We start from the raw sequence: 22,627 nt of genomic DNA on the forward strand, positions 1-22,627 counted from the left end.
ATGGAATATGAATGAGGTTAATCCAGTTTCGGATCGAGCGCGTCGCGCAGCCCGTCGCCCAAGAAATTGAAGGAAAGCACCAGGGCGATAATGGCAAGCCCCGGATAGATGGCGGTGAAGGCGTGCGTCTCCAAATAGGCGCTGCCCAGCTTCAAAATGTTGCCCCATTCCGGAATATGCGGCTCGACGCCGAGCCCCAGAAAGCTGAGGCTGCTGGTCGAAATGACCGCGGTGCCGATCGTAAGCGAGGACTTAACGATCATCGGCGCCACGGAGTTCGGCACAATATGCTTGAACAGGATCGAGAAGTCGCTTGCGCCGAATGCCCGGGCGGCTTGCACATACTCCAGCGTTGACACCATCATCACGTTCGCTCTCATCGTCCGGGCGTAGGTCGGAATCGCGCCGACGCTAAGCGCCAAGATAAGGTTGACGGTGCTGGCGCCGAAGGCGGCAATGATCGCGATCGCGAGAAGAATGCCGGGAATCGCGTAAAGAACGTCCAGCGCCCGCATAATGATGTTGTCCGTCTGCCGGCCGTAATAGCCGGAGATGGCGCCAAGCGCCCCGCCGATCAGCACGGGGATTAGCGTGGACAGCAAGCCTACGAGCAGCGAGATGCGGGCTCCGAAGACGATGCGGGAGAACAAGTCCCGGCCGAAATTATCCGTGCCAAGCGGATACGTCAGGCTTGGCGACTGTAGGATGGCGCTGTAGTTGTTATCGATCGCAAAGCTGTAATCGAAGGTCATAAGACTCGTAATCGCTAGCGTGAGCAAAAACGTAATAAACAGCAGGCCCAGCATCGAAGTCGAGCTGCGCGACAGCCGTTCGACGACGTCGCCAAGCTTGGAGCCGGACGTAATGCCTTTGTCCCGAAGCCTGGCGATCAGCAGCAGGCCAAGGAACAGCGCGAACAGGTTGCCGGTTGCGGCGGTTAGAATAAGGACGCCTGCGACGACGGCCATCCAGCCGGGCAAGACGGTTCTGTCAGCGAACAAGGCCGTTAAAATCAAGGCAATCAGCTGCAGCACGGCCGTTGCGATCAAGAGAAACATGCCTGGCAAAAAGCCGTTGGCGACATAGGGCTTGTATAGGTTAAAGGCTGTTACGGCAAAAACGAGTACGGTCGTCAATAACGCGTAAACGGCAAGCGTATAGGCGGCGTTTTTCTTCCGCTTCACGAGCTGGAATGCCGCTGTGGCGACAAAGACGTTGGCTGTAAGCAAACTCAGCATCAGCACATAACCGAGCGCTCTTGTCGAACCTTTAATTTCGCCGGCTCGGACCAAATCTCTTCGAATCAGTCTCCAGACGGCCAACTGCAGCAAAGCGAAAACGAAATAGGCGACGCTGACGGCAAGAACGCCGGACTTGAACGTTCCGGTCGCCGTCTGATAACTGTTGAGCAGAAGAACGACGGCGAGAGCAATGGTGACAATGCCGGCAAAGCTCGCTTGTCCGTATTCCGGACACGATTTGAGACGGAAGCCGACTTCTTGTTTTGTTAGGGAAGGATTCGTCAAGGTTAGCACCTGCTTTAATATTGTTTCATCTTCGAACGAATTCTCGGATCAAAAAACGCGTACATCAAATCGACGATCACATTGACGATTGAGATGGTAATGGCGGTGTAGACAACCCCGGCCATGATGCTCGGGATATCGGGGATAAACTGCTTGTCCACGATGTAGCTTCCGATCCCGCTAATGTTGAATACTTTTTCGGTTACTGCAGCGCCGCCCAGCATGCCGCCGAACTGCAGGCCGATTACCGTAATGATCGGAATGAGCGCGTTGCCGACCGCATGCTTCCACAGCACTTGCCTGCGGGAGAGCCCCTTCGCCTTGGCTGTTGTGATGTAATCCTCATGGATGACCTCCAGCGTCGACGAGCGGGTCATACGTGCGACCGCCGCGGTAAGCCCCGTCCCTAGAACGACAATCGGCATGATGGCGGATAGCCAGTTGTCCGGGTTATAGGTGGCGGGCAGCCATGACAGCTTGATCGAAAAATTCAAAATAAAGATCAGACCTTGCCAGAAGTTCGGAATCGACAAGCCGAGCAAGGCGATGAACATAAAGGTATAGTCGAAGAAAGAGTTCGGTCTCGTCGCCGAAATAATGCCGATCGGCAAGGCAATCACAACCGCTATCAACGTCGATATGACCGTTAACGTCAAAGTTACGGGAAACTTATTGGCGATTGCCGTCGTGACGTTTTCATTGCCGGCAAACGATTTGCCGAGATCGAAGGTCAGAATGCCTCTAAACGTGTCCCATAGCTGCACCAGATAAGGCTGGTCGAGCCCGTACATTTGGTTGAACGCGGCAATCTGTTCGGCGGTCGCCGTTTCGCCCAATATGTTCGCGGCCGGATTCATCGGCGAGATGTACAGAATCGTAAAAACGATAAACGCAACGCCGAAGATAACAAGCACCGTCATGAACAGCCGCTCTGCAATATATTTCGAATAGGGATTGGCGTACAGCGCCATTAGCAGATACATCGGCCATCCAATCACAAGCGATAACGCGAGGAACAGGGGATTGCCCGCAAGCGAGCGGTATGTCTCGCTGAACGAAAGCTGCAGCCTCGTATCCTCCGCCAGCCGTTTCGCTAATTGCTCTTTTAGCGCGGCTTCGAACTTCCGGGCGGCGATCGCTGCGGCTTCGCGCTCCGTCCGTTCCTCGCTGACCGATTGACCGAAGAACCGGTGCTTACGCACAAGCTGCTCCCGCGCTTCCTGAAGCAATCTGTCTTTGAGGCCGGATTGGAGTAGCCGATTCGTCGTTTCTTCAACGGCTTCACGGTATCCATGCCCCGCTTTGCGATAGAGATAGACCGCGTATACTATAAGGTTTACGGGCGCTCCTGCCAGCAATAATAGAAGCCGGTAGGTCGGATGGAATAACATTTTGCGGAATACGGCGGCGATCCGGTCGGCGAAGCCGTTCCCTCTTGCAGTAGCATGCCCAGTCAAGCTAGTCCGCTCCTTTATCGTTTACTTTCTATTACTCTATCATATCAACTCAATTTTAAATTGCATTATTCCGATAGATATAGTAGATTTTATTCTGAGGCTAGTAAATTGTCAACATAAACGGGGTTGTCATTTACTCACAATTGTTACACATTAAATAAAGAGAGGTATCTTCTATTGTAAGTGAATCTCTTAAATAATTCCTTGTATAAATAGAAAGCGTTGTATATAATTTCAAAAAATTGCGGGTGACAACATGAATCCATTATTAAAAGTCAATCATCTGTCGGTTTCTTTCTTTTCAAGGGATAAGGAAGTGGAAGCGGTACGGGATGTCAGCTTCGAGGTAAGGGAAGGGGAGACGCTGGGCATCGTCGGCGAATCGGGAAGCGGCAAAAGCGTAACCGCGCGGACGATTATGCGTCTTCTGCCGTCGCCGCCGTCTATGGTCAAGGGCGGCGAGGTGCTCTTTAAGGGGCAGAACCTTGCGGACAAAACCGATTTGGAAATGGAAAGCATACGCGGCAAAGATATCGGGATGATCTTCCAGGACCCGATGTCCTCCCTGAATCCGACGATGCGAATCGGCGCGCAAATCGAGGAGAGCCTGATCAAGCACAGAAAGCTGTCCAAGGCGGAGGCGCGCCGGGAGGCGATCGACATGCTGAAGCTGGTCGGCATCTCGAACAGCGAAACGCGTTATCATCAATATCCGCATGAGTTTTCCGGCGGCATGCGGCAGCGCGTCATGATTGCGATTGCGCTGGCCTGCCGGCCGTCTCTGCTTATTGCGGACGAGCCTACGACTTCCCTGGACGTTACGATTCAAGCGCAAATTCTGCATCAAATGAAAGAGCTGCAGAAGCAGCTCGGCACCTCCATTATTTTAATTACCCATGATCTGGGGGTCGTGGCCGGCATGTGCGACCGCGTCGTCGTGATGAAAGACGGGGAAATCGTGGAGACGGGAACGACCGAACAAATCTTCGAGCGGGCGCAGCATCCTTATACGCAAAAGCTGCTGAACGCCCTGCCTCGTCTCGATGAACCGAAGAAGCCGAAGGCGGCGCCTGCCGTGCTGCGGGGAGAAGAGGAATTGCCGCTTCTCCAAGTCCGTTCCTTGAGGCAGCATTTCGATCTTGGCAAGGGTCAGGTCGTCAAAGCGGTTAACGACATCAGCTTTGATGTCCGGGCGGGGGAGACGCTGGGCGTTGTCGGGGAGTCGGGCAGCGGCAAATCGACGACCGGACGAACCATTCTTCGTCTGCACGAGGCGACCGGGGGCGAGGTTCTCTATCGAGGGATTCCGCTTCAGCAGCTGAACCGGTCGGAATTGAAAAAGATGAGAAGGCATATGGGCATGATCTTCCAGGATCCGTATGCTTCGCTTAATCCGCGTCTCCGTATCATGGACATCATCGGCGAGTCGCTTGATGTGCACGGACTCGTAACGGGAAAGCGGGAGCGCCAGAGACGAGTGGAGGAGCTGCTCGATATGGTCGGGCTGAATGCCTCCCACGCGATGCGCTATCCGCACGAGTTCTCGGGAGGGCAGCGCCAGCGGATCGGAATCGCGCGCACGCTTGCGGTTGAGCCGGAATTTATCGTGTGCGATGAGCCTTTGTCGGCGCTTGACGTATCCATTCAAGCGCAAATTGTAAAGCTGCTGGAGGAGCTTCAGCAGAGGCTTGGGCTGACGTATCTGTTTATCGCTCATGATCTGTCGATGGTGAAGCATATCAGCGACCGAGTCGCTGTTATGTATAAAGGCAAAATTGTGGAGCTGGCCGAAAGCGAGGAGCTTTATGAGAATCCGCTCCATCCATACACGAAATCGCTTCTTGCGGCGATACCGGTGCCGGATCCTAGGATCGAGTCCCGGAAAAAGCCGTTTATTCATACGGAAGCGTCAAAGGCTGATCCATACGGTCTTGAACGTTCCGAGTTTGTGGAGGCGAAGGAAGGGCATTGGGTTGCTGTCGCTCAAGGCCAATAATTAATAGAAGCGGAGCAAATGAGAGAACCGGCCGGCTGCGGCAGCAGCTGTCCGGTTTTTTTGCCGTTAACGGAGTAGAAACGATTGGTATATTGTGGATGAGCTAGTGTATAATGAGACCGTTCAAATGTAGAGGGATAGGTTAGGTGAATGTTCATGAAGAAGTGGTTGGCCGTCGAGAACGGCTTTCTCTTGGCGGCAGTATGCATTGTTATCCCGTTATTGTTCGCGGGAACGTTTATCGGCGTGGCGGATAACGGGGATTTTCTCCGGATTATGGGCTCGATCGGTCTGAACTATTATGCCGATGAGCCGTATGAGGATCGGTTTTTCGGGTATTCGCACGCTCTTTTTGCCTATGATACGTTTTTTAGAGGATTTTACCCGTCATCTCAACTGATTCTGGTCGTTACTGCAAGATTTATAGGCCGGATATTTAACGGCGACGCGTTCGATATTCGCGTGCTGGGCGCTTTGTATGCGGCGCTTCTTATTGCGGCGGGATATATTTTGGTCAAATACAACAAATCAAAATCGCTAATCATCGGGTTGCTGCTGGCGATTCTGCTTTTGTTCGTGTTTTTCGATATCGCCTATTTGGCGTATTTCAATTCTTTGTTCGGGGAGCCGGTATCTCACTTGTCGTTATTGCTGACGATGGCGCTTGGACTCATGCTGGTCGGACAGGAGAAGCCGTCCCGCAAGACGCTGGTTCTATTTTTTGCGTCCATCCTTTTCCTGGTCTGCGCCAAGACGCAAAACGCGCCGATCGGCATCGGATTTGCGCTTCTAGGCTTGCGGTATGCGGGATTGAGAGAGGACAGGCCATGGCGGAGGCTGGCGGCCGCTCTATCGGCGTTGACGGTTGTAGTATCCGTCGGCATGTACGCTGCGGCGCCTAAAGATTTTAAAGATATTAACATTTACCAGACGGTGTTTTTCGGAATATTGAATGAATCGCCGGACGTGGAGGGAGATCTCGAGGAGCTGGGCTTGCCGGCAAGGCTGGCTGTGCTGGCCGGGACGAACTATTTCCAGTCCGATACGGCGATTAAACAGAACGATCCTTCCTTGAAGGCGGATTTCTATGACCGGATCTCTCATCTCGATGTGCTATGGTTCTACATGAAGCATCCCGGGAGACTGATCGATAAGATGGAATATGCCGCCGAGAATGGGATGAGCATACGGCCTTATTATTTAGGTAATTTCGAAAAAAGCGAAGGTAAGCCGTCCGGCGCATTATCCTATGCCTACAGCGGCTGGAGCGAATTCAAGCGACACTATGTGCCCAATGAGCTGTGGTTTATTGTTCTTGTCTTCGCGCTTTACTTCACGGCAGCGGTATGGGAATGGGTTAGACGGCCCGACAGGAAGTCCCGGGTGGCGGCGGAATTGTTCGTATTACTCGGACTGACGGGAATCTTCAGCTTTCTTATCCCTATCGTGGGTGACGGACAAGCGGATATGGGCAAGCATTTGTTTTTATTCAATGTCGTGTTCGATATGATGCTGGTGACAGCCGTAATATGGATTGCGCATCAAGTCATTTCCTTATTTTTTCTACGCGAAAGAAATCGAGTTGCGGTACAATAGTCCTATCAATCGGCAGCAAGAGGCTGCACCGAGATATAGGAGGAAGACATGGAAACGCAACAGAATCATGCTTTACCTGAAGAGAAAGATCTTTTTAAGCTGGACGGAGGGCGGATATTGCGGCTTCTTCGGGATCCGCTTTCGGCGCTGCGGCTGACCGAGAAGGAGTGGCTGTACGGGGTGCTGGGTCTTGTGGCATCGTTTATGGGATACCTGATATGGGTATTGCTGTTCGGAAGCAAGCTGACGGAGCTGATCTACGGCTTCATGCCGTTCGGCGGATTGTTCGCGCCAAGCAGAATGAGCTTTGAAATGTTTAGCCGCATGTTCGGCATCGGGCTTCTCTCCAATGCCGCTTTGCTAGCGTCGCTGTGGCTGACAGGCTGGTGGAGGAGCGGGGCTCAGCCGTATTGGAAGGCGTTCCTGTCGCAGATCGGCGGTATTCAATATGCGATAGGGGCGGGAATGCTGGTTGCCGGCATCTTTTCGTTCAGCTTTTCGCTTTCTGTTCTTGTGCTGGGCATTTCGCTGCTGTCCTCGCTCGTGCTGTCGGTTCACGGCGGCGCGGAAGCAAGCGGGATAAGCAAAGAACGGATGTCATCGTATCTGGTCTTATCCGTTTCGCTTTATCTGGTTTTGTTAGGCGTTCTGATGAAACTTATTTTTTAAAATGGCAAGAGCTGATCCCGTCATATGCGGAGGTCGGCTCTTTTTTTTGTCACGAAAAATGACACGGTTACGGGGATCTGAACTGGTTTCTATTGATATTGCACAAGGAGGTCCCCTATTTTTAGCGATTCTATCTATTGTTCGTTCGGGATGCCGGATGATAACATGTCACTAAAGTTAACATGAGGTGCGAATGGATGGGGGAGTGACGTGATGGGGAATACCGAACAATCTAGCCTTGTAGCCTTTAACCATGTCGGCAAAATATACAATACGGGCACTATTGCCCTAAAGGACGTCCATTTCGGCATCAAGGAAGGCGAGTTCATCAGCTTCTTGGGCCCATCCGGCTGCGGCAAGTCGACGGCGCTGCGTATGGTTGCCGGTCTGGAGGATGCGACGACGGGGAGCGTGCTCGTGGACGGCAAGGAGCCGAAGCGGGTGATCCGCGAATCGAACGATATCGCTTTTGTGTTCCAGGAAGCGAATCTGCTTCCTTGGCGAACCGTCCAAGAGAACGTAATCCTCCCGCTTGAGCTGCGAGGCGGAAGCGCGAAGGAGCATAAAGCGGAAGCGCTGCGGGTGCTGGAGATGGTGGGCCTGAAGGATTACGTGAAGGCCTATCCAAGACAGCTGTCCGGCGGCATGAAGATGAGGGTTTCAATTGCCCGTGCGCTTGCGGCGCGGCCAAAGCTGCTGCTGATGGATGAACCGTTCGCCGCGCTGGATGAAATAACAAGACAAACGCTGCAGATGGAGCTGCTGGATATTTGGCAGCGCGAAAAGATGACGGTATTGTTCGTTACGCACAACGTGTTTGAAGCGGTTCTGCTGTCGTCCCAAATCGCGGTGATGTCGGCAAGGCCCGGAAGACTGTCCGCGCTGATCGATGTGGAGCTGCCATATCCGAGAACGCTTAGTATGCGCACGGAGCGGTCCTTTGGAGAGTACGTTGAGCTTGCTTCTACTTATTTGGAACACGGTGCCTTGCAGAAGGAGTTGGGATAATGGCAGCTACTATGGAAACGCTGAAGACGGGCGCGGCGGAGGCCGCTAGAAAGCCGAGGGGAGGCTTTCGCCGTACTTTCCTCAACTATTATGCAGGCCCGATTACCGCGTTCCTCATCGTGATAGCGTTATGGGAATTGGTTCCTTTATGGCTGGGCATGAAGCCGTTTATTTTACCGAAACCGACGGATGTGCTGAAAGCGGCCGCGGAGGATTGGCGTATTCTGTGGGAAGCCGTACGGATTACGGTCGTTGAATCGGTCATCGGCTTCCTGCTAAGCGCTGTTATCGGCATCGCGGTTTCCGTGCTGCTCGCCAGCTCACTGGTTCTCGAACGAAGCATCTATCCGTATGCGATTATTCTTCAGACCATTCCGGTCGTCGCGGTAGCGCCTCTAGTGGTGATCTGGTTCGGAGCGGGATATAACTCGATCGTCGTCATCGCCTTCTTAATCGGCTTCTTCCCGGTTATATCGAATACGCTCATGGGTCTAAATTCCGTAGACCGCAGCATGGATGAGCTGTTTACGCTGTACAATTCCTCGAAATGGCAAAAGATGTGGAAGCTGAGGCTGCCCTCGGCAATGCCTTACATGATGGCAGGTCTCAAAATTTCGTGCACCCTATCCATTGTCGGCGTCATCGTAGGCGAATACGTCGCGGGGATCGGCGGCGGAAAAGGCGGACTGGGGTATGCGATTACGATCGCCGCCGTCCAGATGAAGACGCCGTTCCTATTCGCATGCGGCATCGCGGCAGCTATTCTCGGCATTGCCTTCTATCTCGTTGTGAATATGATCGCGAACCGGGTGCTCGGTTCTTGGCACGAATCGGCGATGAAGACAAGAAGATAAATAGAAGAAAAAGTGGAGGAGAAACAAACATGAACAAAGGGATGAAGCTTGGGGGATTGGCTTTAACGGTATTGCTGATGGCGGTTATCACGGCATGCGGCGGCGGTAACGGCGGGAATTCGCCGGCGGCGACGGCTTCAGAGGAGCCGAGCGCAGCGCCGACTGCGGCTGCGGAAGCTTCTGCTCCGCCTGCTGAATTGAAGAAGGCTAAAATCGTGTTGAACTGGTTTCCGAAAGCGCAGCACGGCGGCGTATACGCGGCGAAGGAGCAAGGCATTTTCGAGCAAAACGGATTTGATGTTACGGTCGAGCCGGGCGGTCCTCAAGTATCGGCCGTGCAAATCGTCGCTTCGGGCAATGCCGAGTTCGGGCTGGCGCACGCCGATCAAATTGTCATTGCCAAAAACCAAGGCATCGACCTGGTCGTTGTAGCGGCAGCTCTGCAAGGAAGCCCGCAGGCATTCATGTTCCAAGAGGATGTCGCCATTGACGGCTTCGAGGACCTGAACGGAAGAACGGTGTTCATCCAACCGGGCATTACGTATTGGGATTATTTGAAGAAGCAGTATGACCTAAGCGGCGTCAAAGAAATGACGTATACCGGTCAGCATGTGAACTTCCTGGCCGATCCCGAATCCGTTACGCAGTCCTTCGTGACGTCGGAGCCGTTCTTCATGGAGAAGGAAGGCGTCAAGGTGAAGACGCTCCTCGTCTCGGAATCCGGTTACAACCCCTATAACGTCGTGCTGTTTGTGACGAAGGACTATCTGGACAACAACCGGGATACGGTAGCGGGCTTCGTGAAAGCTTTCTCCGAAGGCTGGATGTCCTATAAAGATACATCCGCCGAGGTGAATAAGGCGATCTTCGAGGCGAATCCGAACATTGCGCTCGACGCGATCGGATTCGAGGATGAAGCGCAAAGAGAATTTGTTTACGGCGGCGACGCGGCTGAGCATGGCTTCGGTTATATGACGGAAGAGCGATGGTCCACGCTCATCGATCAGCTCGCCGAGCTCGGCCTTCTGAAGGAAAAGTTTGCCACGAGCGAAATTTTTACAACGGAGTTTTTGCCAGGCCAATAACGGCAGCCTCTCCATATAGAAAGCCCTGCTTCTTTTTGAAGCAGGGCTTTCCCACATTATTCCTTTTTATTGAAAGACTCTGCCGCATCGGCTAAACTAGAGTTGTGTATGGAAAGGAATGAAGATCGAGCATGAAAAGATTGTTAAGCGCTTTCTCGGCATCGATTACGATAGTAAAGGAACATATTTCGGGAGAGTATCTCTTTTTACTAACGGATAATGAGGGAAAGCTGGCAGCGATGGATTATAACCCGGGAATGGAAGAGTCCATCCGCAATTCGTCCCTTCGGCTGGGCCACGACTTTTCGGTCGAGCATAGCGGAGTGAACGCGATATCCGAAGCGATGGCGACGCAAGGTCCCGTCTATTTGACGCCTGAGCAGCATGAAAGCCCGTATTTCCGAAGCTGGCATTGCTTTGCGACTCCTCTCATTGTAGAAGGCAAGCTGGTCGGCTATTTGGATGTGTCGACGATTAATGAGGAGATGAAAGGCGAGCTGATCGCGATCGCCAAGCTTATATCGATCCATATGCTTAACTGCTATGCGAGTTCAGCCCCTGCAAGGGACACTGGAGCTGGCGAGGAGCCGGTTTTGTCGGAGCGGCAATTGGATGTGCTGAAGCTTATTTCGGAGGGGCAGACGGTGAAGTCGATCGCCCTTAAGCTGCATATTAAGGAGAGCACGGTCAATCATCATAAAAAAGTGATCTTTGAGAAGCTTGGGGTCCAGTCAAGCGCGGAGGCGGTTCGGATCGCCAGTCAGCTGCAGGTGCTGTAAGCGCAACTAGTAGTTTCCTATAGGTGGAAAAGATGGCTTCCTGTTGTTAAACTGTTCTGGTGTTTCAAAAACTAGAGCAAACAGGAGGAAGATGATGTACAAGAAAAAAGCATTTGCGCTGGGACTGGTTCTGGCGCTGGTGGCCATTTTCGCCGCGGCTTGCGGCGGCGCAGACAAGGAGAAAGTGATAAGCTTAGGCACAACTTCAAGCGGCAGTTATACGAACGATTATTTCGGCGTAACGATCAAATTCCCATCCGAATGGGAAACGCAAGATATGGAGACGATGAATCAGCTGTCTGAAGCGGGAGCCGAGCTGATCGCGGGAGATGACGAGGAGATGAAGGAAAGCCTCGACCTGTCCCAGGCGAAGACGCTCAATCTTCTGATGGCGTCCAAATACCCGATGGACAGCGCTCAGCCTAACCCGTCGATCATTGTCGTCGGCGAGAAAGTCAGCTTGCTTCAAGGCGTGAAGGACGGCCAGGATTACCTGGAAGCTTCGCAAGAGCTGATGGCGCAAGCCGGGCTGCCTTATGACTTCAAGGAGATCGAAACGAAGGATATCGGCGGCAAGAAGTTCCACCTCATGGAAGCGACGATTTCGGAGGGCGACCTGTCGCTGTCGCAGGTGTATTACAGCACGATTATTGACGGATACGCTTTTAATATGATCACGACGTACGTCGATGAGGAGACGAAATCGCAAGTCGAAGACATAATCGATTCTGTCACATTCAAATAAGCGCGAGCCGGCCGGAGACGGGCCGGTTTTTTTGCGTTGTTATGGCATAATTGGCTATGCTGCTGAAATAGTCATTGCAAGGATAGGCGGATACAAGTATTCTGGATAAAGATGGTTATTTCAGTTGAGAAGGGGCGCAGGATATGACAGGGAGCAAGACGGTTAACTCGCCGTGGCTGTACGCGTTCGGGATGCTGGCGATGATGATTCCAAGCCACGCTTTCAGCACGTTTTACAGCTATTATTATGTCGATAAGCTCGGACTCGGACTTGGACTCGCGACGCTTGCCCGGACGATTTATTTGATCTGGGACGCCGTCAACCAGCCGATGGCCGGCTACCTGTCCGACCGGACTTCGTCCAGGTTCGGAAGAAGAAAACCATGGCTATACGCGTCGATCCCGCTCTTTGTCTTGATGTTCTATCTCGTGTTCAGCGCGCCGGAGGGTCTTAGCGAGTACGGGCTGTTCACTTGGTTTCTGATCGCGCTCGTGCTGTTCGAGGCCGTTTCTACAATTATATGGGTGAACTACGGGGCTTTGTTCCCGGAGCTGTTCCGGGGCGAGACGCTTCGCAAGAAGGCGTCCGCTATTCAGCAGGGCTACCAGATCGTCGCGATTCTGATCGGCTCGGCGGCGGCTCCAATTATATTTGACGCGATAGGCTTTGACTCGATGGCTCTTATTTTCGGCGTCTTGTTTATCGTATTTATGCTATTGTTCCTTCGCTATACGCAAGAGGATGCTTCTCTGCAGAATGCTCCGCAGATGGGACTGAAGGAATCGTTCGCCGCGACGCTGAAGAACAAGCCATTCTGGCTTTTTAATATCTCGAACTCATTCGCCCAGACGGTGAACGGGCTGCTCAGCTCGATGATTCCGTTTTACGCCAAATACGTGCTCCGTATTCCGGAATCGCAGGTGACGCTTCTGCTGGCTTCCATTTTTGTATCGGTCATTCCGCTTGTCGGGGTATGGTTCTGGATCATAAAACGAATGGATTCGGTTAAAGCGTGGCGGTTATCCCTTCTAGCATACGCGGTATCGGTTATTCCATTATGGTTCGGCAATACGCTGACCGGCGGCATCCTATGCGGCATTATCGTCGGCTTCGGGCTTGCTGGCTTTCTCGTTACGCCGCCCGTCGTAAGCAGTCTCATTATCGACTTAGACTACAAGGAAACCGTCCGCAGGAGAGAAGGTGTCTATACGGCGGTTTCAGGCTTCATTACACGCTCCAGCGGCTTGATCTCGGCGCTTGCTTTTTTAATTGTCGGGATGTTATTCGGTTATAAAAGCGGGGACGAGCCCGGCGACGATCCGGAGACGACGTTCCGTGTGCTGATCAGCGCAGTGCCGCTTATTCTGCTGCTCATCTCTTATGCTTTGTCGTTTGCGGTGAAGCTTCGCGCAGCTGGGGAGGACAAGAGCTGATCCGGTCGATGTCCGGTTGTCTGTTGCATGGCCCCGAATGGTTATGGTAGGGTAGACAAAGCAACGATATAAGGAATAGGAGTTATGCGTGATGTACGAGATTACGATGGACCTGGTCGCCGATTGGGTGAATACGGTGAAGGAAGTGTTGAGGGGATCGGGTTACCCGCTGGAAGATGGCTTGCCGAACGAAGAAATCGCGCTCCGGTACTTCCTGCATTCCCAGCCGGAAGAGAGGGCGCAGGAGCTGGCAACGGACACGCTGGGGAAGCTGCGGGAGATGGAAGAGATCATAATCAGCCATATGGATTCTACAATTGTGCCGGATATCCGCATGAGAACGAAGTATCAAGGCAACGCCTTTCACTTCAGCTGGGTCTATAACCAAGGAGAGCACATTATCGAGTTAAACTCGGAGTATCGAATTCCGCTATAACATATTAACCCAATATCCGCCTCCGGCACCTGCAATCATAGGTGCCGGAGGCTTTTTCTGTTTTCTCCCTTGCGCAGCTTCCACTAAGAACGCGCGTTCATCAAGAAACGGAGCAGACGAATGTTCTGGAGAAGCGCCAGCGGTTTCCTTTGTTTTCGGATGGGAAGCTGCATTTACATTTTCTTCATTTCCTTCTAATATTCCGTTTACGAAGCGCCTCCATAATAGGCAATAGATTCTAGCTACCTATTATTAATTTGGAGGAGATTCATTTGAAGAACAAAGCTGCACGCATTATGCTGGCAAGCTGCATGGCTTTATCCGTACTAACCGCGGCGTCGGTATCCGCTGAGGACGCTGCGCCGGTTCAGGCAGAAGCGGCTCCATCCAAAAACCTGATCGTCCTGATCGGAGACGGTATGGGTCCAGCGCAAGTTTCTGCGGCTCGTAACTATTTGATGTATAACAAAGGCATTAATCATCTGACGCTTGACAGCTACTATGTAGGGCAAGCGACTACATACGCCGACCGCGGTGAAGACGGCGGCACCGTCGTATCCGGCGTTGTAACGGACTCCGCTTCCGCTGGGACGGCGTTTGCTACAGGCAACAAAACATACAATGCGGCAATCAGTATTTCCAATGAAGACGTATCGGTGCCGTTCGCGTCCGTTATCGAAGCTTCCGAGCTGGCGGGTAAAGCGACCGGCCTTGTATCCACGGCGCGCATTACCCACGCAACTCCGGCCGTGTACGCTTCCCATGTAAGAAGCCGCGATAACGAAAACGCAATCGCTTCGCAATATCTGGAGAGCGGCGTAGACGTGCTGCTTGGCGGAGGCAGCGCAAACTTCCTAAGCAAAGAGGAGAACGGCAAACGCTCGGATGAAAGCATTATCGACAACTTCGAGTCGCTTGGTTACACATACGTTAGCGACAGAGAAGGCCTTAACGGCTTGACAGAAAAGAACGGCAAGGTGCTCGGTTTGTTCGGAGGCTCGCATGTCTCCTACGTGCCTGACCGTACGGACGCTACGCCTAACTTGGCTGAGATGACGGAAAAAGCGCTCGACATTCTTTCTCAGGACGAGGACGGCTTTACGATCATGATCGAGGGCGGACGGATCGACCACGCTTCCCATGCGAACGACTTCCCGACGACGGTTCAAGAAGTGCTGGATTTCGACGCGGCGGTGAAGGTCGCGATGGAATTTGCGAAGAAGGACGGCAACACCTCCGTCGTCATTACCGCCGACCATGAGACAGGCGGCCTGTCCCTGTCCCGTGACAACATCTATGAGCTGAACCTTGATCTATGGGATAAGCAAAAGCACTCCTCCGAGTATTTGATCGGTAAGCTGAAGGAAGCGGAAACGGTTGAGGACATTAAGACTATCGTAGCGGAAAACACGTGGATTACCGATTTGACGGACGAAGAGGCAGCGTACATTCTAACGGGCGATGGCTCCTCTTATGGCCGCGAAGGCGGTTATAACGCGGTTATAAGCAAGCGATTGCTGGTCGGCTGGAGCGGCCACGGACACTCCGCGGTTGACGTAGGCGTATGGGCATACGGTCCGATCGCTGAGCTCGTGTCCGGCCAAATCGATAACACGCGTATCGCGACGGCGTCGGCTGAGGTTATCGGGGTAGATCTCGAAGCTGCGACGGCTAAGCTGCAAGAGAAATATTTGTACCCGAAATTCAAGGTTGCAAGAGACGGCGAAGTGCTGTATCCGGCGAAGGCGCTCGCGGAGGCGCTTGGCGCGAAGGTGGCGTGGAACGAGGCTTCCCGCACCGCGTCCATCACGCAAGGCGATAACAAGGTGGAAGTAAGCCTGAATGACGGCGTAGTTGTCGTAAACGGCCAAGCATCCGACCTGACAAGCGACGTGGATAACGGCAAGCTGTACCTGCCGCTTGAAGCTTTCAACCAATTGACGGGTCAACATATGACGTGGGACGCGCTGTCCGAAAGAATCGTGAAATAAGGGAACAAAGGCGTCAGGCAACGGGAGAGCGCAGCTCTCCTGTTTGCTTTTTAGGAAAGGAGCGGTAGAGATGGCGGGCATTATTCAAGCAAAAGGCATTCGGAAATCTTATAAGTACCAGCAAGGCTTGCTGCCGATTATCGATATCGACAATTGGAGCGCGGAGAGCGGCGACGCGATTGCCCTGCTTGGCCCAAGCGGCAGCGGGAAGAGCACCTTTCTCCATCTGCTGGGCGGCGTGCTGCCGGTTGACCAGGGGAAGCTGGAGGTGGCGGGACATGATGTGAGCGCCATGAAAGAATCGGAGCGGGATTCGTACCGGTCCAGTGCGGTAGGTTACGTGTTTCAAGACTTCTATCTCATCCCGTCATTAACCGTCAAGCAGAACGTCGAGCTCGTGATGCCAAAAACGATGAACAAATCCGAGCGCACTAAGCTTATGGACGAGTGGTTCGAGAGAGTCGGGCTGCAGGATCGGATGAACCAGCTTCCTTCAAGGCTGTCGCGCGGCCAGCAGCAGCGGGCGGCGATTATTCGGGCAATGATAAATAAGCCGCCGATTGTGCTTGCGGACGAACCGACGGGGAGTCTCGATTTTGAGACGGGCTCGAGCGTCATGCGCTTGCTGCTGGATATGAGCCGCGAGAATGGTTCCACGCTGATCACGGTTACGCATGATCTGCATTTGGCGGAGCTGTTCCCGGTCAAGCTGCAATTCGCCGAAATCAACAGCTGCCTGAAGGGACAGCAGGGGCGGGATGCGAGCGCCGCGCTTGCTGCGGCGTCTCCTCTCAAAGCCGCGGCTTCGGGAGGCTGGCGGTCATGAATTATATTTGGAGCAACCTGAAGCATCGCGCTTTCCTTACGGCGCTTACGGTTATTGCGGTCATGGTGACGGTCGCTTTGTTCTCGCTTCTCCTAATGAGCAAGGATGGGGTTGAGCAAGGAGCGGAGAAGGGATACGGCCCATTCGAGGTTGTCATCGGCGCGGACGGCAGCGAGTCTCAGCTTGTCTTGAATTCGTTCTACCGCGTCGGAGCGCCGACAGGCAATATTCCGTATGACACGCTGCGGCAGGTCGAGGAGAGCGGGGAGGCGGAGTCGGCTTTCGGGATGACAACCGGCGACAGCCATGAGGGTTATCCGATTGTAGGAATTGATCCGGCTTATTTTGTAACCCGGTATGAAGACCGGAGTCTGGCGGAAGGCAAGCTTTACAGCGCGCAAGGGGAAGTAACGGTCGGCTACACGGTTGCAAAGGCGTTGAACCTGCAGATCGGCGATACGTTCAGCGGAGCGCACGGCCTCGTTGAGCATGTGGAGCTTAAGGAAGAGGGCCACGAAGAAGACGACCATGAGGAGGGGCACGAAGAGGAAGGCCACGCGGAAGGGCACGAAGGAGATGCGCATGACAGCTTCATCTATACGGTCACGGGAATCCTGCCGAAGCTGGGTACCGCGGATGACCGCGCCATCTTTACGACGATGGATTACGCGTGGGCGGTGCATGGGCTTGATGAGGAGCATCGCGAAATAACGGCCATTATCGTGAAGCCGGAGACGCTGCTGGGCGCCCAAACGATTAAGCAGCAGTTCGACGAGCTGGACAATGTTCAGGCTGTCTACTCCAGCAAAGCGGTAGCCGATGTGCTCAATATGGTGGATACAGGATCTGAGCTGCTTCTTATTGTGATGCTGGTCTGCGCGCTGCTTGCCGCATCGACGCTGCTGCTCGCGCTGCTGTCCTCGATTCAGGAACGAAAACGCGATGTCGGTCTGCTAAGGCTGATCGGCAAATCGAGAGCTTATATTTTAACATGCCTCATTGGCGAGGGCGTAGCGCTGACGGCGGCAGGTGTCGTCCTTGGCATTGCCGCCGGCCATATCGCGGCAGCATTGCTAGGCGATCTCGTATTCACCGAAACCGGCATTCAGCTCGAAGCGCTGCGGCTTGCGACCAATGAGTGGCAGCTGATGGCGGGAGCGTTAGCGATCGGAGCATTAGCTTCGGCTGTGCCTGCGTTCCGGGTCTATCGGACGGACGCGCTGACATTGTTCAGAAATTAAGGAGGTCGGTATAAGACATGAACATGCGAACTGGAAAAGTTCGTCTAGCCCTTTGCTTGACCGCGCTGGCCATCGCGCTAAGCGGATGCGGAGAAAGCAAGCCGGCGGCAGTGGAAGCGGGATCGTTCGGCGACGCCGCTCAGATCGGTTCCGTTCAGAGCGAATCTGTGCAGACGGAAGCGCATGCCGCTGGCGAAGGTCAATTTGACGCCGCGGCAGCTGCCGAAGCGGCTGTAACGGAAACGCGGGAGAGCGCGCAGCCTGCCGCGACCTTCGCGCCGGCAGCGTCGAGCGGGAATTATACGGCTGCGCCAGACTCAGGCGGTAAAGGAAGCGCGCCGGAGAAGGAAGAGCAGCAGGCGGAGGGTGTCCATAACGCGACAACGGCGCCAGCAGCTAGCGCAGCTCCTTCCAAGGCGCCGCAGGCGGCGGCAACAGCAGCAGCAGCGAAGCCTTCTACGCCAGAGAAGACGGCCGTGAGCGAAACAGAGAAGCCCGCCCCAACTCCGAAACCTGAAAAAACCTCTTCGAGCAAATATCCGCAAATCGGCTGGAGCGAGTTTTTCGACAACGAGGAACAGACGACGCCGTCCGATCGTTTCTGGGATCTGTCCGATGAGCGGAAGACGGTTCAGATCAAAGGCTTTATGGGGGAAGTGCTGTCCTTCGACAGCAACTGGTTTTTGCTGATCCCCGAGCCGGGAGCGGAATGTCCGTTCGATAACGGAGACGAGACGTATTGGAACAAAATTATGATCGTCTTCGTGAAGGACGGCTCCAAGCTCCGTTATACGTCCGATCCGATCCAGGTGACGGGCAGACTGGATGTCGGGGTTAAGGTGGATGAGTCCGGCTACAAAACGATGTTCCGTCTCTACGACGCCAAATTTGAAACGCTATAGAACGACCGAGCGGAATTGAAAAATCCCCCGTTTCCTGCATGAAGCGAGGTTGCGGGGGATCTTCGTTTCAAGGTGTCATTATTGGTTCATTTCGTCTTGCTTTTCCGATTTGAAGGCTTGAATGCTGTCTTCACGGTTTTCGTTTTTCTCGATAATATTACGCTTCTCTACAGCTGAAATTTCTTCAGCATGCTCGGCAAGATATTGCTCTGCTTCCTGCAGATTTTCTTGCGTATTCTCGATGTGGTTTTGCAGATGCTCCACATTATCCGCGCGGTTATCCGGCTTTGCCATCGTTATCCCTCCCATCTTCTTGAAAATCCTCTTATAGAGTGAACAGGATCAGCTTCTCTTATTCATAAAAATTGTAAAAATTTTTCTTTTTTTTGCCGGGAGCTCATTTGGAAAAAAGCTCGGTCCCCTCGTTGCCGCAGCTTGACGGTAGAAAGAGGCAGGGGCTACGATGAATAAAGAAAATCCTTTCGCCGAAAAGCGGGATAAACAGGAGAGTGGAAAAATGACGGAAAGCTGGCGGGACGACAGCAAAAGCTTTTTGCGTTCAAATATGAAAAAGAAAGTGCTGCCGACGTTCTATGGCGGTATTATCGGCGACATGCTCGGCGTTCCGGTAGAGTTTAAAAAGAGAGGAACCTTCCGCATTGAAGGAGTAACCGGCTATGGTACATACAATCAGCCTCCGGGAACATGGTCGGACGATTCCTCTTTGACTTTATGCACCATAGAGAGCATCGTTGAAAACGAGAATGCGGACGGTTTAATGCGCAAATTCGTCAAATATGCGGAGGAAGGGTATTGGACGCCATTTGACCGCATGTTCGATATCGGAATTGCGACAAACCAAGCTGTTTCCAGGTTCAGGGACGGGCTTCCGGCGGAGGCCTGCGGCGGAAAAGGGGAATATGACAACGGAAACGGGGCTCTCATGAGAATAGCGCCGGCAGCCTTCCTGCTTATTCATCATAAGAACTTCGCCGAAAAAGCCGAAATTATTAAAAGCTATACCGAGATTACGCATGCCCATCCCCGTTCGATTGTAGGCTCGATCCTTTACGTTGAATTATTAATTCGGCTATACCACAACGCTACCCTGCAGGAATCGCTAGCCGCCATTAAGTCCTTATTCAACGAGCATTATGAATACGGCCACAGCTACGAGCGCGAGCTGGCGCATTACGCGCGAATATTTGACGCGGGTTTCTTTTCGCTGCCGGAGCAGGAGATCAAGTCCGACGGCTATGTCGTTCACTCTCTTGAGGCGGCAATTTGGTGCGCGGGCAGCTCGGGGTCATTTCGCGAAGCCGTCCTTAAAGCCGTGAATCTGGGTGACGATACCGATACCGTCGGCTTTATCGCGGGAACCTTGTCGGGGATCATGCATGGAATGGAAGGGATTCCGGCGGAATGGCTGAGCGGAATCGTCCGAAAGGATAAGATTGACGCGCTTCTTGAACGGTTTTATCTGTTCTGCGCCGACGCGGCGGAATAAAGATTTAGGAATGAAGAAGCAGCGCGGACTAAGTTAATCCGTGCTGCTTCATGTAATACTCCATCGCCGCTTGCAGCCAGCTTTCTTCTTCGGCCGTGAACGGCAGGGGCACTAACGCTTCAAGCTCCTTCAGCTTCTCTTCATCCAGCTCGGAGAGCGTTGACAGCTGCTCGAAAGAATCCTCACCGACAAAGCTTAAATTCATGTTCATTTGCTCTTCGATCAGCTTCTGCGCTTCCGGGGAATCGATCGGTGTGCCGGCTAAACGCTTCACTTCTTGGACGAGCTTGACATAAAGCTTATCGAGCTCCTCGAGTTCCTCGTTCGGCCGGTCGAACAGCCCGCTTACGGTTTCCGGCGCGACGTACTGCTCCAGCCAATCGCGCTGCTCCTTCTCCGTCTGGATGCTATGGATAATCGTAAGCAGAATATCGCTGTCGACTTCCTTCGTTTCCTCGATTAAAGCGACTGCGCGATTAATGGCCCGCATCGCGGTTTCAATTCGTTTCTTTTGCGCCTCGAGCCCTTGTCTCTGCTCAAGCAAAGAATCCCGTAAGCTTGCGTCGAACTGCGCATGATCCATAAGCGGGATAATTTGCTCCAGACTGTAGCCCAAAAACTTCAAGGTGACGATTTTTTGCAGCTTGGCGATATCCCGAGCGTTGTATTCCCGGTGCCCCGAGGCATTTTTTTTAGCTTTCAATAACCCGATTTCGTCGTAGTAATGCAGTGTCCGGATGGAATTGCCGGTCAGCCTGGCAAATTCTCCAATGGAATAGATTTTTTCGTTACCCATTCCGCAGCCGCCTTTCATGCGTTTTTGTTTCCTCAAGCATACATCCTTACGTAACGTGAGGTGCAAGCGTTGCTTTTCAATCGTTTTTGGACAAGTCTTCCTTTATGGTAGAATGCGTATAGGCAATAACACAAGGAACGGCGCATGAAGAGAGGAGAGCATCCATTATGGAAAAAATGATGTTTGTAGAAATCGGGATGGGCATCGACCTTCACGGACAGAACGTCACAAAAGCGGCCGTACGGGCGGTCCAAAACGCCATTCACCACAATTCGATGCCTGGCATTCGGTCGGTGCTTCCCGGCGGAGATTTAAACAATATGAAGGTGAACGTCAGACTTGCTGTTCCAGCCGATAAAGAACGGCTGGATCTGACGAAGGTTCGCGAGGAGCTGCCGTACGGGCAAGTGACATTCGAGGTCGTCGACGGCGGCATGCTGACGACGAGCGGCATCGTGCTGGCCGACAAGGAAGACCGCAACGACTTAGCCTACGTCGTAATCGCGTCGGTCGAGGTCGGATATTAATAAAATAACATGAAACGGCCTCCGTCCTTAACGGAGGCCGATTTTATTGCCGCCGAATGATTCGGCGTCTGGAATGCGGCCGGTTGTCCTTTTCAGCTCGTTTTTGCCGAACAGCAGCCAGGAGAAGGGCAGGTACCGATGCGAGAAGGCGACGATTAGCGCTGAACCGAACAGCGCCAGCAGGAAGCCGCCCGCATACCATAAATGCTGGCCGGCAACCGGCAACGCTGCGGGCTTCAGCTCGCGGTAGACCGCAAGAAGTAGAGGGTGCAGCAGATAAACGCCGAACGACAAGGCGCCCAGCTTTTTCAGCAAGCGAAGCAGGTAGGACCGGCTTTGTTTTGCTTGCGCGTAGAAGGCGGTCTGCATGAACACGAGGGCGGATAAAATCGCATAACCGTTCCAGAACATGCTGTATACATAAAGAGGAGGCAGCGATTCGGTTAACGTTCGTTTCGCATACCAAATATAACTATGCCCGATGCCCGCCGCGAGCCAGACGCACCATAGGAGCACGGTTAATGACCGGTAGCGGAATTGGCGGAGCTGCCTAAACGGCGATAGTTTTGCGCGCAGCGAGTCGAAGCGGATGCCCAAGTACACCCCTAGCATATAGAAGCTGAAGTAAGTGAACGCCCAGTTGGCGCTGCCGCTAATCGGGGTCCATTGGCCGACGGCATAAAATCCCCATTGCGCGCCAAATCCGATTGGAATGCACCATGGAATGAGCTTCGGCCATTTTTTTAACGTCCATAACAGAAGAGGGAATAACAAGTAGAACTGGGCGCTGATAAATACAAAGTAGAGATGGGCGTAGGCGGTTCCGCTCGCAAGCTTGCCGGCGAAGTCGATGAGCCAGCTGGCGGGCTGCTCGGACGGTTCGCGGGTCACGGCGACCGCTGCATAGTAGATTGTAGAGAATACCAGATATGGTATAATGATATGAATCAATCTTTTCCTATAAAAGGAAGTAAAGGTCTGCTTGGACACAGGTCTCGGAAAGTAGTTCAGGAACAGCACAAAGCTGCTAAGGAACAGAAAAACAGGCGTGCCGAATTTCATGAAGATATTGATGAAGTTATATACGGGGAAGCTTGCGGGATCGGATACCATCTCGGTTGTCGCAAAGGATGTGGCATGCACGGCTAGCACGCCGATAATCGCAAAGGCGCGTACAAGGTCGAGTTCAGAAATTCGGCTTCTATTCGCGCGGGCGTTCAAGAGCTGGTTCATGCGCGCCTCCGTTCCTAGAT

General features: G+C 53.2%; 21 protein-coding genes. 16 read left to right on the forward strand and 5 right to left on the reverse strand.

Features of this window, described 5'->3' with window-relative positions; translation table 11 throughout:
- Positions 1–17 precede the first annotated feature (17 nt).
- Positions 18–1,526 (reverse strand): ABC transporter permease, encoded by a 1,509-nt coding sequence (locus D3P08_RS02065; RefSeq protein ID WP_119597750.1) that lies wholly within the window; start codon positions 1,524–1,526, stop codon positions 18–20.
- Positions 1,527–1,540: 14 nt separating this feature from the next.
- Complete coding sequence (locus tag D3P08_RS02070; protein ID WP_119598001.1) at positions 1,541–2,917, reverse strand: ABC transporter permease; 1,377 nt, start codon at positions 2,915–2,917, stop codon at positions 1,541–1,543.
- Positions 2,918–3,239: 322 nt separating this feature from the next.
- Here D3P08_RS02070 and D3P08_RS27830 point away from each other — a divergent pair, with 322 nt between their 5' ends.
- The 14 genes from D3P08_RS27830 (at position 3,240) to D3P08_RS02140 (ending at position 18,544) form a co-directional block, all read left to right on the forward strand.
- Entirely contained in the window at positions 3,240–4,979 is a 1,740-nt protein-coding gene (locus D3P08_RS27830; protein ID WP_119597751.1) for an ABC transporter ATP-binding protein, read from the forward strand.
- 156 nt (positions 4,980–5,135) lie between these two features.
- Positions 5,136–6,575, forward strand: a complete 1,440-nt coding sequence (wsfD, locus tag D3P08_RS02080) for a glycan biosynthesis hexose transferase WsfD (protein ID WP_147381764.1) — start codon at positions 5,136–5,138, stop codon at positions 6,573–6,575.
- Positions 6,576–6,623: 48 nt separating this feature from the next.
- On the forward strand, positions 6,624–7,244 hold the full coding sequence (locus tag D3P08_RS02085; RefSeq protein ID WP_119597753.1) for a hypothetical protein: 621 nt from the start codon (positions 6,624–6,626) through the stop codon (positions 7,242–7,244).
- Positions 7,245–7,457: 213 nt separating this feature from the next.
- Positions 7,458–8,252 (forward strand): ABC transporter ATP-binding protein, encoded by a 795-nt coding sequence (locus D3P08_RS02090; protein ID WP_119597754.1) that lies wholly within the window; start codon positions 7,458–7,460, stop codon positions 8,250–8,252.
- The gene (locus D3P08_RS02095) at positions 8,252–9,106 is read left to right on the forward strand and encodes an ABC transporter permease (RefSeq protein ID WP_240647202.1); all 855 of its coding nucleotides are present in this window, start codon (positions 8,252–8,254) and stop codon (positions 9,104–9,106) included. Before D3P08_RS02090 ends, D3P08_RS02095 begins: the two co-directional genes overlap by 1 nt.
- A gap of 29 nt (positions 9,107–9,135) precedes the next feature.
- Positions 9,136–10,191 (forward strand): ABC transporter substrate-binding protein, encoded by a 1,056-nt coding sequence (locus tag D3P08_RS02100; protein WP_240647204.1) that lies wholly within the window; start codon positions 9,136–9,138, stop codon positions 10,189–10,191.
- Between the two features lie 131 nt (positions 10,192–10,322).
- A complete protein-coding gene (locus D3P08_RS02105) occupies positions 10,323–10,970 on the forward strand; it encodes a helix-turn-helix domain-containing protein (RefSeq protein WP_119597755.1) in 648 nt (215 codons plus the stop codon).
- Positions 10,971–11,064: 94 nt separating this feature from the next.
- Positions 11,065–11,715: a hypothetical protein gene (locus tag D3P08_RS02110; RefSeq protein WP_240647206.1), complete on the forward strand. Its 651-nt coding sequence runs from the start codon at positions 11,065–11,067 to the stop codon at positions 11,713–11,715.
- Positions 11,716–11,858: 143 nt separating this feature from the next.
- Complete coding sequence (locus D3P08_RS02115) at positions 11,859–13,148, forward strand: MFS transporter (RefSeq protein ID WP_119597757.1); 1,290 nt, start codon at positions 11,859–11,861, stop codon at positions 13,146–13,148.
- Positions 13,149–13,239: 91 nt separating this feature from the next.
- Positions 13,240–13,584: a hypothetical protein gene (locus tag D3P08_RS02120; protein ID WP_119597758.1), complete on the forward strand. Its 345-nt coding sequence runs from the start codon at positions 13,240–13,242 to the stop codon at positions 13,582–13,584.
- 296 nt (positions 13,585–13,880) lie between these two features.
- On the forward strand, positions 13,881–15,575 hold the full coding sequence (locus D3P08_RS02125) for an alkaline phosphatase (protein ID WP_119598004.1): 1,695 nt from the start codon (positions 13,881–13,883) through the stop codon (positions 15,573–15,575).
- A gap of 70 nt (positions 15,576–15,645) precedes the next feature.
- Positions 15,646–16,401, forward strand: coding sequence for an ABC transporter ATP-binding protein (locus D3P08_RS02130; RefSeq protein ID WP_119597759.1), 756 nt, complete (start codon positions 15,646–15,648; stop codon positions 16,399–16,401).
- The gene (locus tag D3P08_RS02135) at positions 16,398–17,642 is read left to right on the forward strand and encodes an FtsX-like permease family protein (protein WP_206098907.1); all 1,245 of its coding nucleotides are present in this window, start codon (positions 16,398–16,400) and stop codon (positions 17,640–17,642) included. The genes D3P08_RS02130 and D3P08_RS02135 overlap by 4 nt, the downstream gene beginning before the upstream one ends.
- Before the next feature lie 17 nt (positions 17,643–17,659).
- A complete protein-coding gene (locus D3P08_RS02140) occupies positions 17,660–18,544 on the forward strand; it encodes a hypothetical protein (protein ID WP_240647208.1) in 885 nt (294 codons plus the stop codon).
- Positions 18,545–18,622: 78 nt separating this feature from the next.
- Here the strand turns inward: D3P08_RS02140 and tlp are convergent, their stop codons facing one another.
- Positions 18,623–18,838, reverse strand: a complete 216-nt coding sequence (tlp, locus tag D3P08_RS02145; RefSeq protein ID WP_119597761.1) for a small acid-soluble spore protein Tlp — start codon at positions 18,836–18,838, stop codon at positions 18,623–18,625.
- 223 nt (positions 18,839–19,061) lie between these two features.
- Between tlp and D3P08_RS02150 the strand changes: the two genes are divergently transcribed.
- The gene (locus tag D3P08_RS02150) at positions 19,062–20,051 is read left to right on the forward strand and encodes an ADP-ribosylglycohydrolase family protein (protein ID WP_119598006.1); all 990 of its coding nucleotides are present in this window, start codon (positions 19,062–19,064) and stop codon (positions 20,049–20,051) included.
- A 28-nt stretch (positions 20,052–20,079) separates the two neighbouring features.
- On the opposite strand, the gene D3P08_RS02155 is transcribed toward D3P08_RS02150, so the two are convergent.
- Positions 20,080–20,847, reverse strand: a complete 768-nt coding sequence (locus D3P08_RS02155; RefSeq protein ID WP_119598007.1) for a MerR family transcriptional regulator — start codon at positions 20,845–20,847, stop codon at positions 20,080–20,082.
- Between the two features lie 167 nt (positions 20,848–21,014).
- Here D3P08_RS02155 and D3P08_RS02160 point away from each other — a divergent pair, with 167 nt between their 5' ends.
- A complete protein-coding gene (locus D3P08_RS02160) occupies positions 21,015–21,374 on the forward strand; it encodes a Lin0512 family protein (RefSeq protein ID WP_119597762.1) in 360 nt (119 codons plus the stop codon).
- Between the two features lie 27 nt (positions 21,375–21,401).
- Here D3P08_RS02160 and D3P08_RS02165 read toward each other — a convergent pair whose 3' ends face one another.
- Positions 21,402–22,607, reverse strand: coding sequence for an acyltransferase (locus tag D3P08_RS02165; protein ID WP_162848336.1), 1,206 nt, complete (start codon positions 22,605–22,607; stop codon positions 21,402–21,404).
- Between the last annotated feature and the right edge of the window lie 20 nt (positions 22,608–22,627).

The sequence above is a fragment of the Paenibacillus nanensis genome (assembly GCF_003583765.1).
In the GTDB taxonomy this organism is placed as follows: domain Bacteria; phylum Bacillota; class Bacilli; order Paenibacillales; family Paenibacillaceae; genus Pristimantibacillus; species Pristimantibacillus nanensis.

Coding starts and splice junctions, on each gene's coding strand:
- D3P08_RS02070 (WP_119598001.1), bottom strand. CDS start 2,917: ATGTTATTCCATCCGACCTACCGGCTTCTATTATTGCTGGCAGGAGCG.
- D3P08_RS27830 (WP_119597751.1), top strand. CDS start 3,240: ATGAATCCATTATTAAAAGTCAATCATCTGTCGGTTTCTTTCTTTTCA.
- wsfD (WP_147381764.1), top strand. CDS start 5,136: ATGAAGAAGTGGTTGGCCGTCGAGAACGGCTTTCTCTTGGCGGCAGTA.
- D3P08_RS02085 (WP_119597753.1), top strand. CDS start 6,624: ATGGAAACGCAACAGAATCATGCTTTACCTGAAGAGAAAGATCTTTTT.
- D3P08_RS02090 (WP_119597754.1), top strand. CDS start 7,458: ATGGGGAATACCGAACAATCTAGCCTTGTAGCCTTTAACCATGTCGGC.
- D3P08_RS02095 (WP_240647202.1), top strand. CDS start 8,252: ATGGCAGCTACTATGGAAACGCTGAAGACGGGCGCGGCGGAGGCCGCT.
- D3P08_RS02100 (WP_240647204.1), top strand. CDS start 9,136: ATGAACAAAGGGATGAAGCTTGGGGGATTGGCTTTAACGGTATTGCTG.
- D3P08_RS02105 (WP_119597755.1), top strand. CDS start 10,323: ATGAAAAGATTGTTAAGCGCTTTCTCGGCATCGATTACGATAGTAAAG.
- D3P08_RS02110 (WP_240647206.1), top strand. CDS start 11,065: ATGTACAAGAAAAAAGCATTTGCGCTGGGACTGGTTCTGGCGCTGGTG.
- D3P08_RS02115 (WP_119597757.1), top strand. CDS start 11,859: ATGACAGGGAGCAAGACGGTTAACTCGCCGTGGCTGTACGCGTTCGGG.
- D3P08_RS02120 (WP_119597758.1), top strand. CDS start 13,240: ATGTACGAGATTACGATGGACCTGGTCGCCGATTGGGTGAATACGGTG.
- D3P08_RS02125 (WP_119598004.1), top strand. CDS start 13,881: ATGCTGGCAAGCTGCATGGCTTTATCCGTACTAACCGCGGCGTCGGTA.
- D3P08_RS02130 (WP_119597759.1), top strand. CDS start 15,646: ATGGCGGGCATTATTCAAGCAAAAGGCATTCGGAAATCTTATAAGTAC.
- D3P08_RS02135 (WP_206098907.1), top strand. CDS start 16,398: ATGAATTATATTTGGAGCAACCTGAAGCATCGCGCTTTCCTTACGGCG.
- D3P08_RS02140 (WP_240647208.1), top strand. CDS start 17,660: ATGAACATGCGAACTGGAAAAGTTCGTCTAGCCCTTTGCTTGACCGCG.
- tlp (WP_119597761.1), bottom strand. CDS start 18,838: ATGGCAAAGCCGGATAACCGCGCGGATAATGTGGAGCATCTGCAAAAC.
- D3P08_RS02150 (WP_119598006.1), top strand. CDS start 19,062: ATGACGGAAAGCTGGCGGGACGACAGCAAAAGCTTTTTGCGTTCAAAT.
- D3P08_RS02155 (WP_119598007.1), bottom strand. CDS start 20,847: ATGGGTAACGAAAAAATCTATTCCATTGGAGAATTTGCCAGGCTGACC.
- D3P08_RS02160 (WP_119597762.1), top strand. CDS start 21,015: ATGGAAAAAATGATGTTTGTAGAAATCGGGATGGGCATCGACCTTCAC.
- D3P08_RS02165 (WP_162848336.1), bottom strand. CDS start 22,607: ATGAACCAGCTCTTGAACGCCCGCGCGAATAGAAGCCGAATTTCTGAA.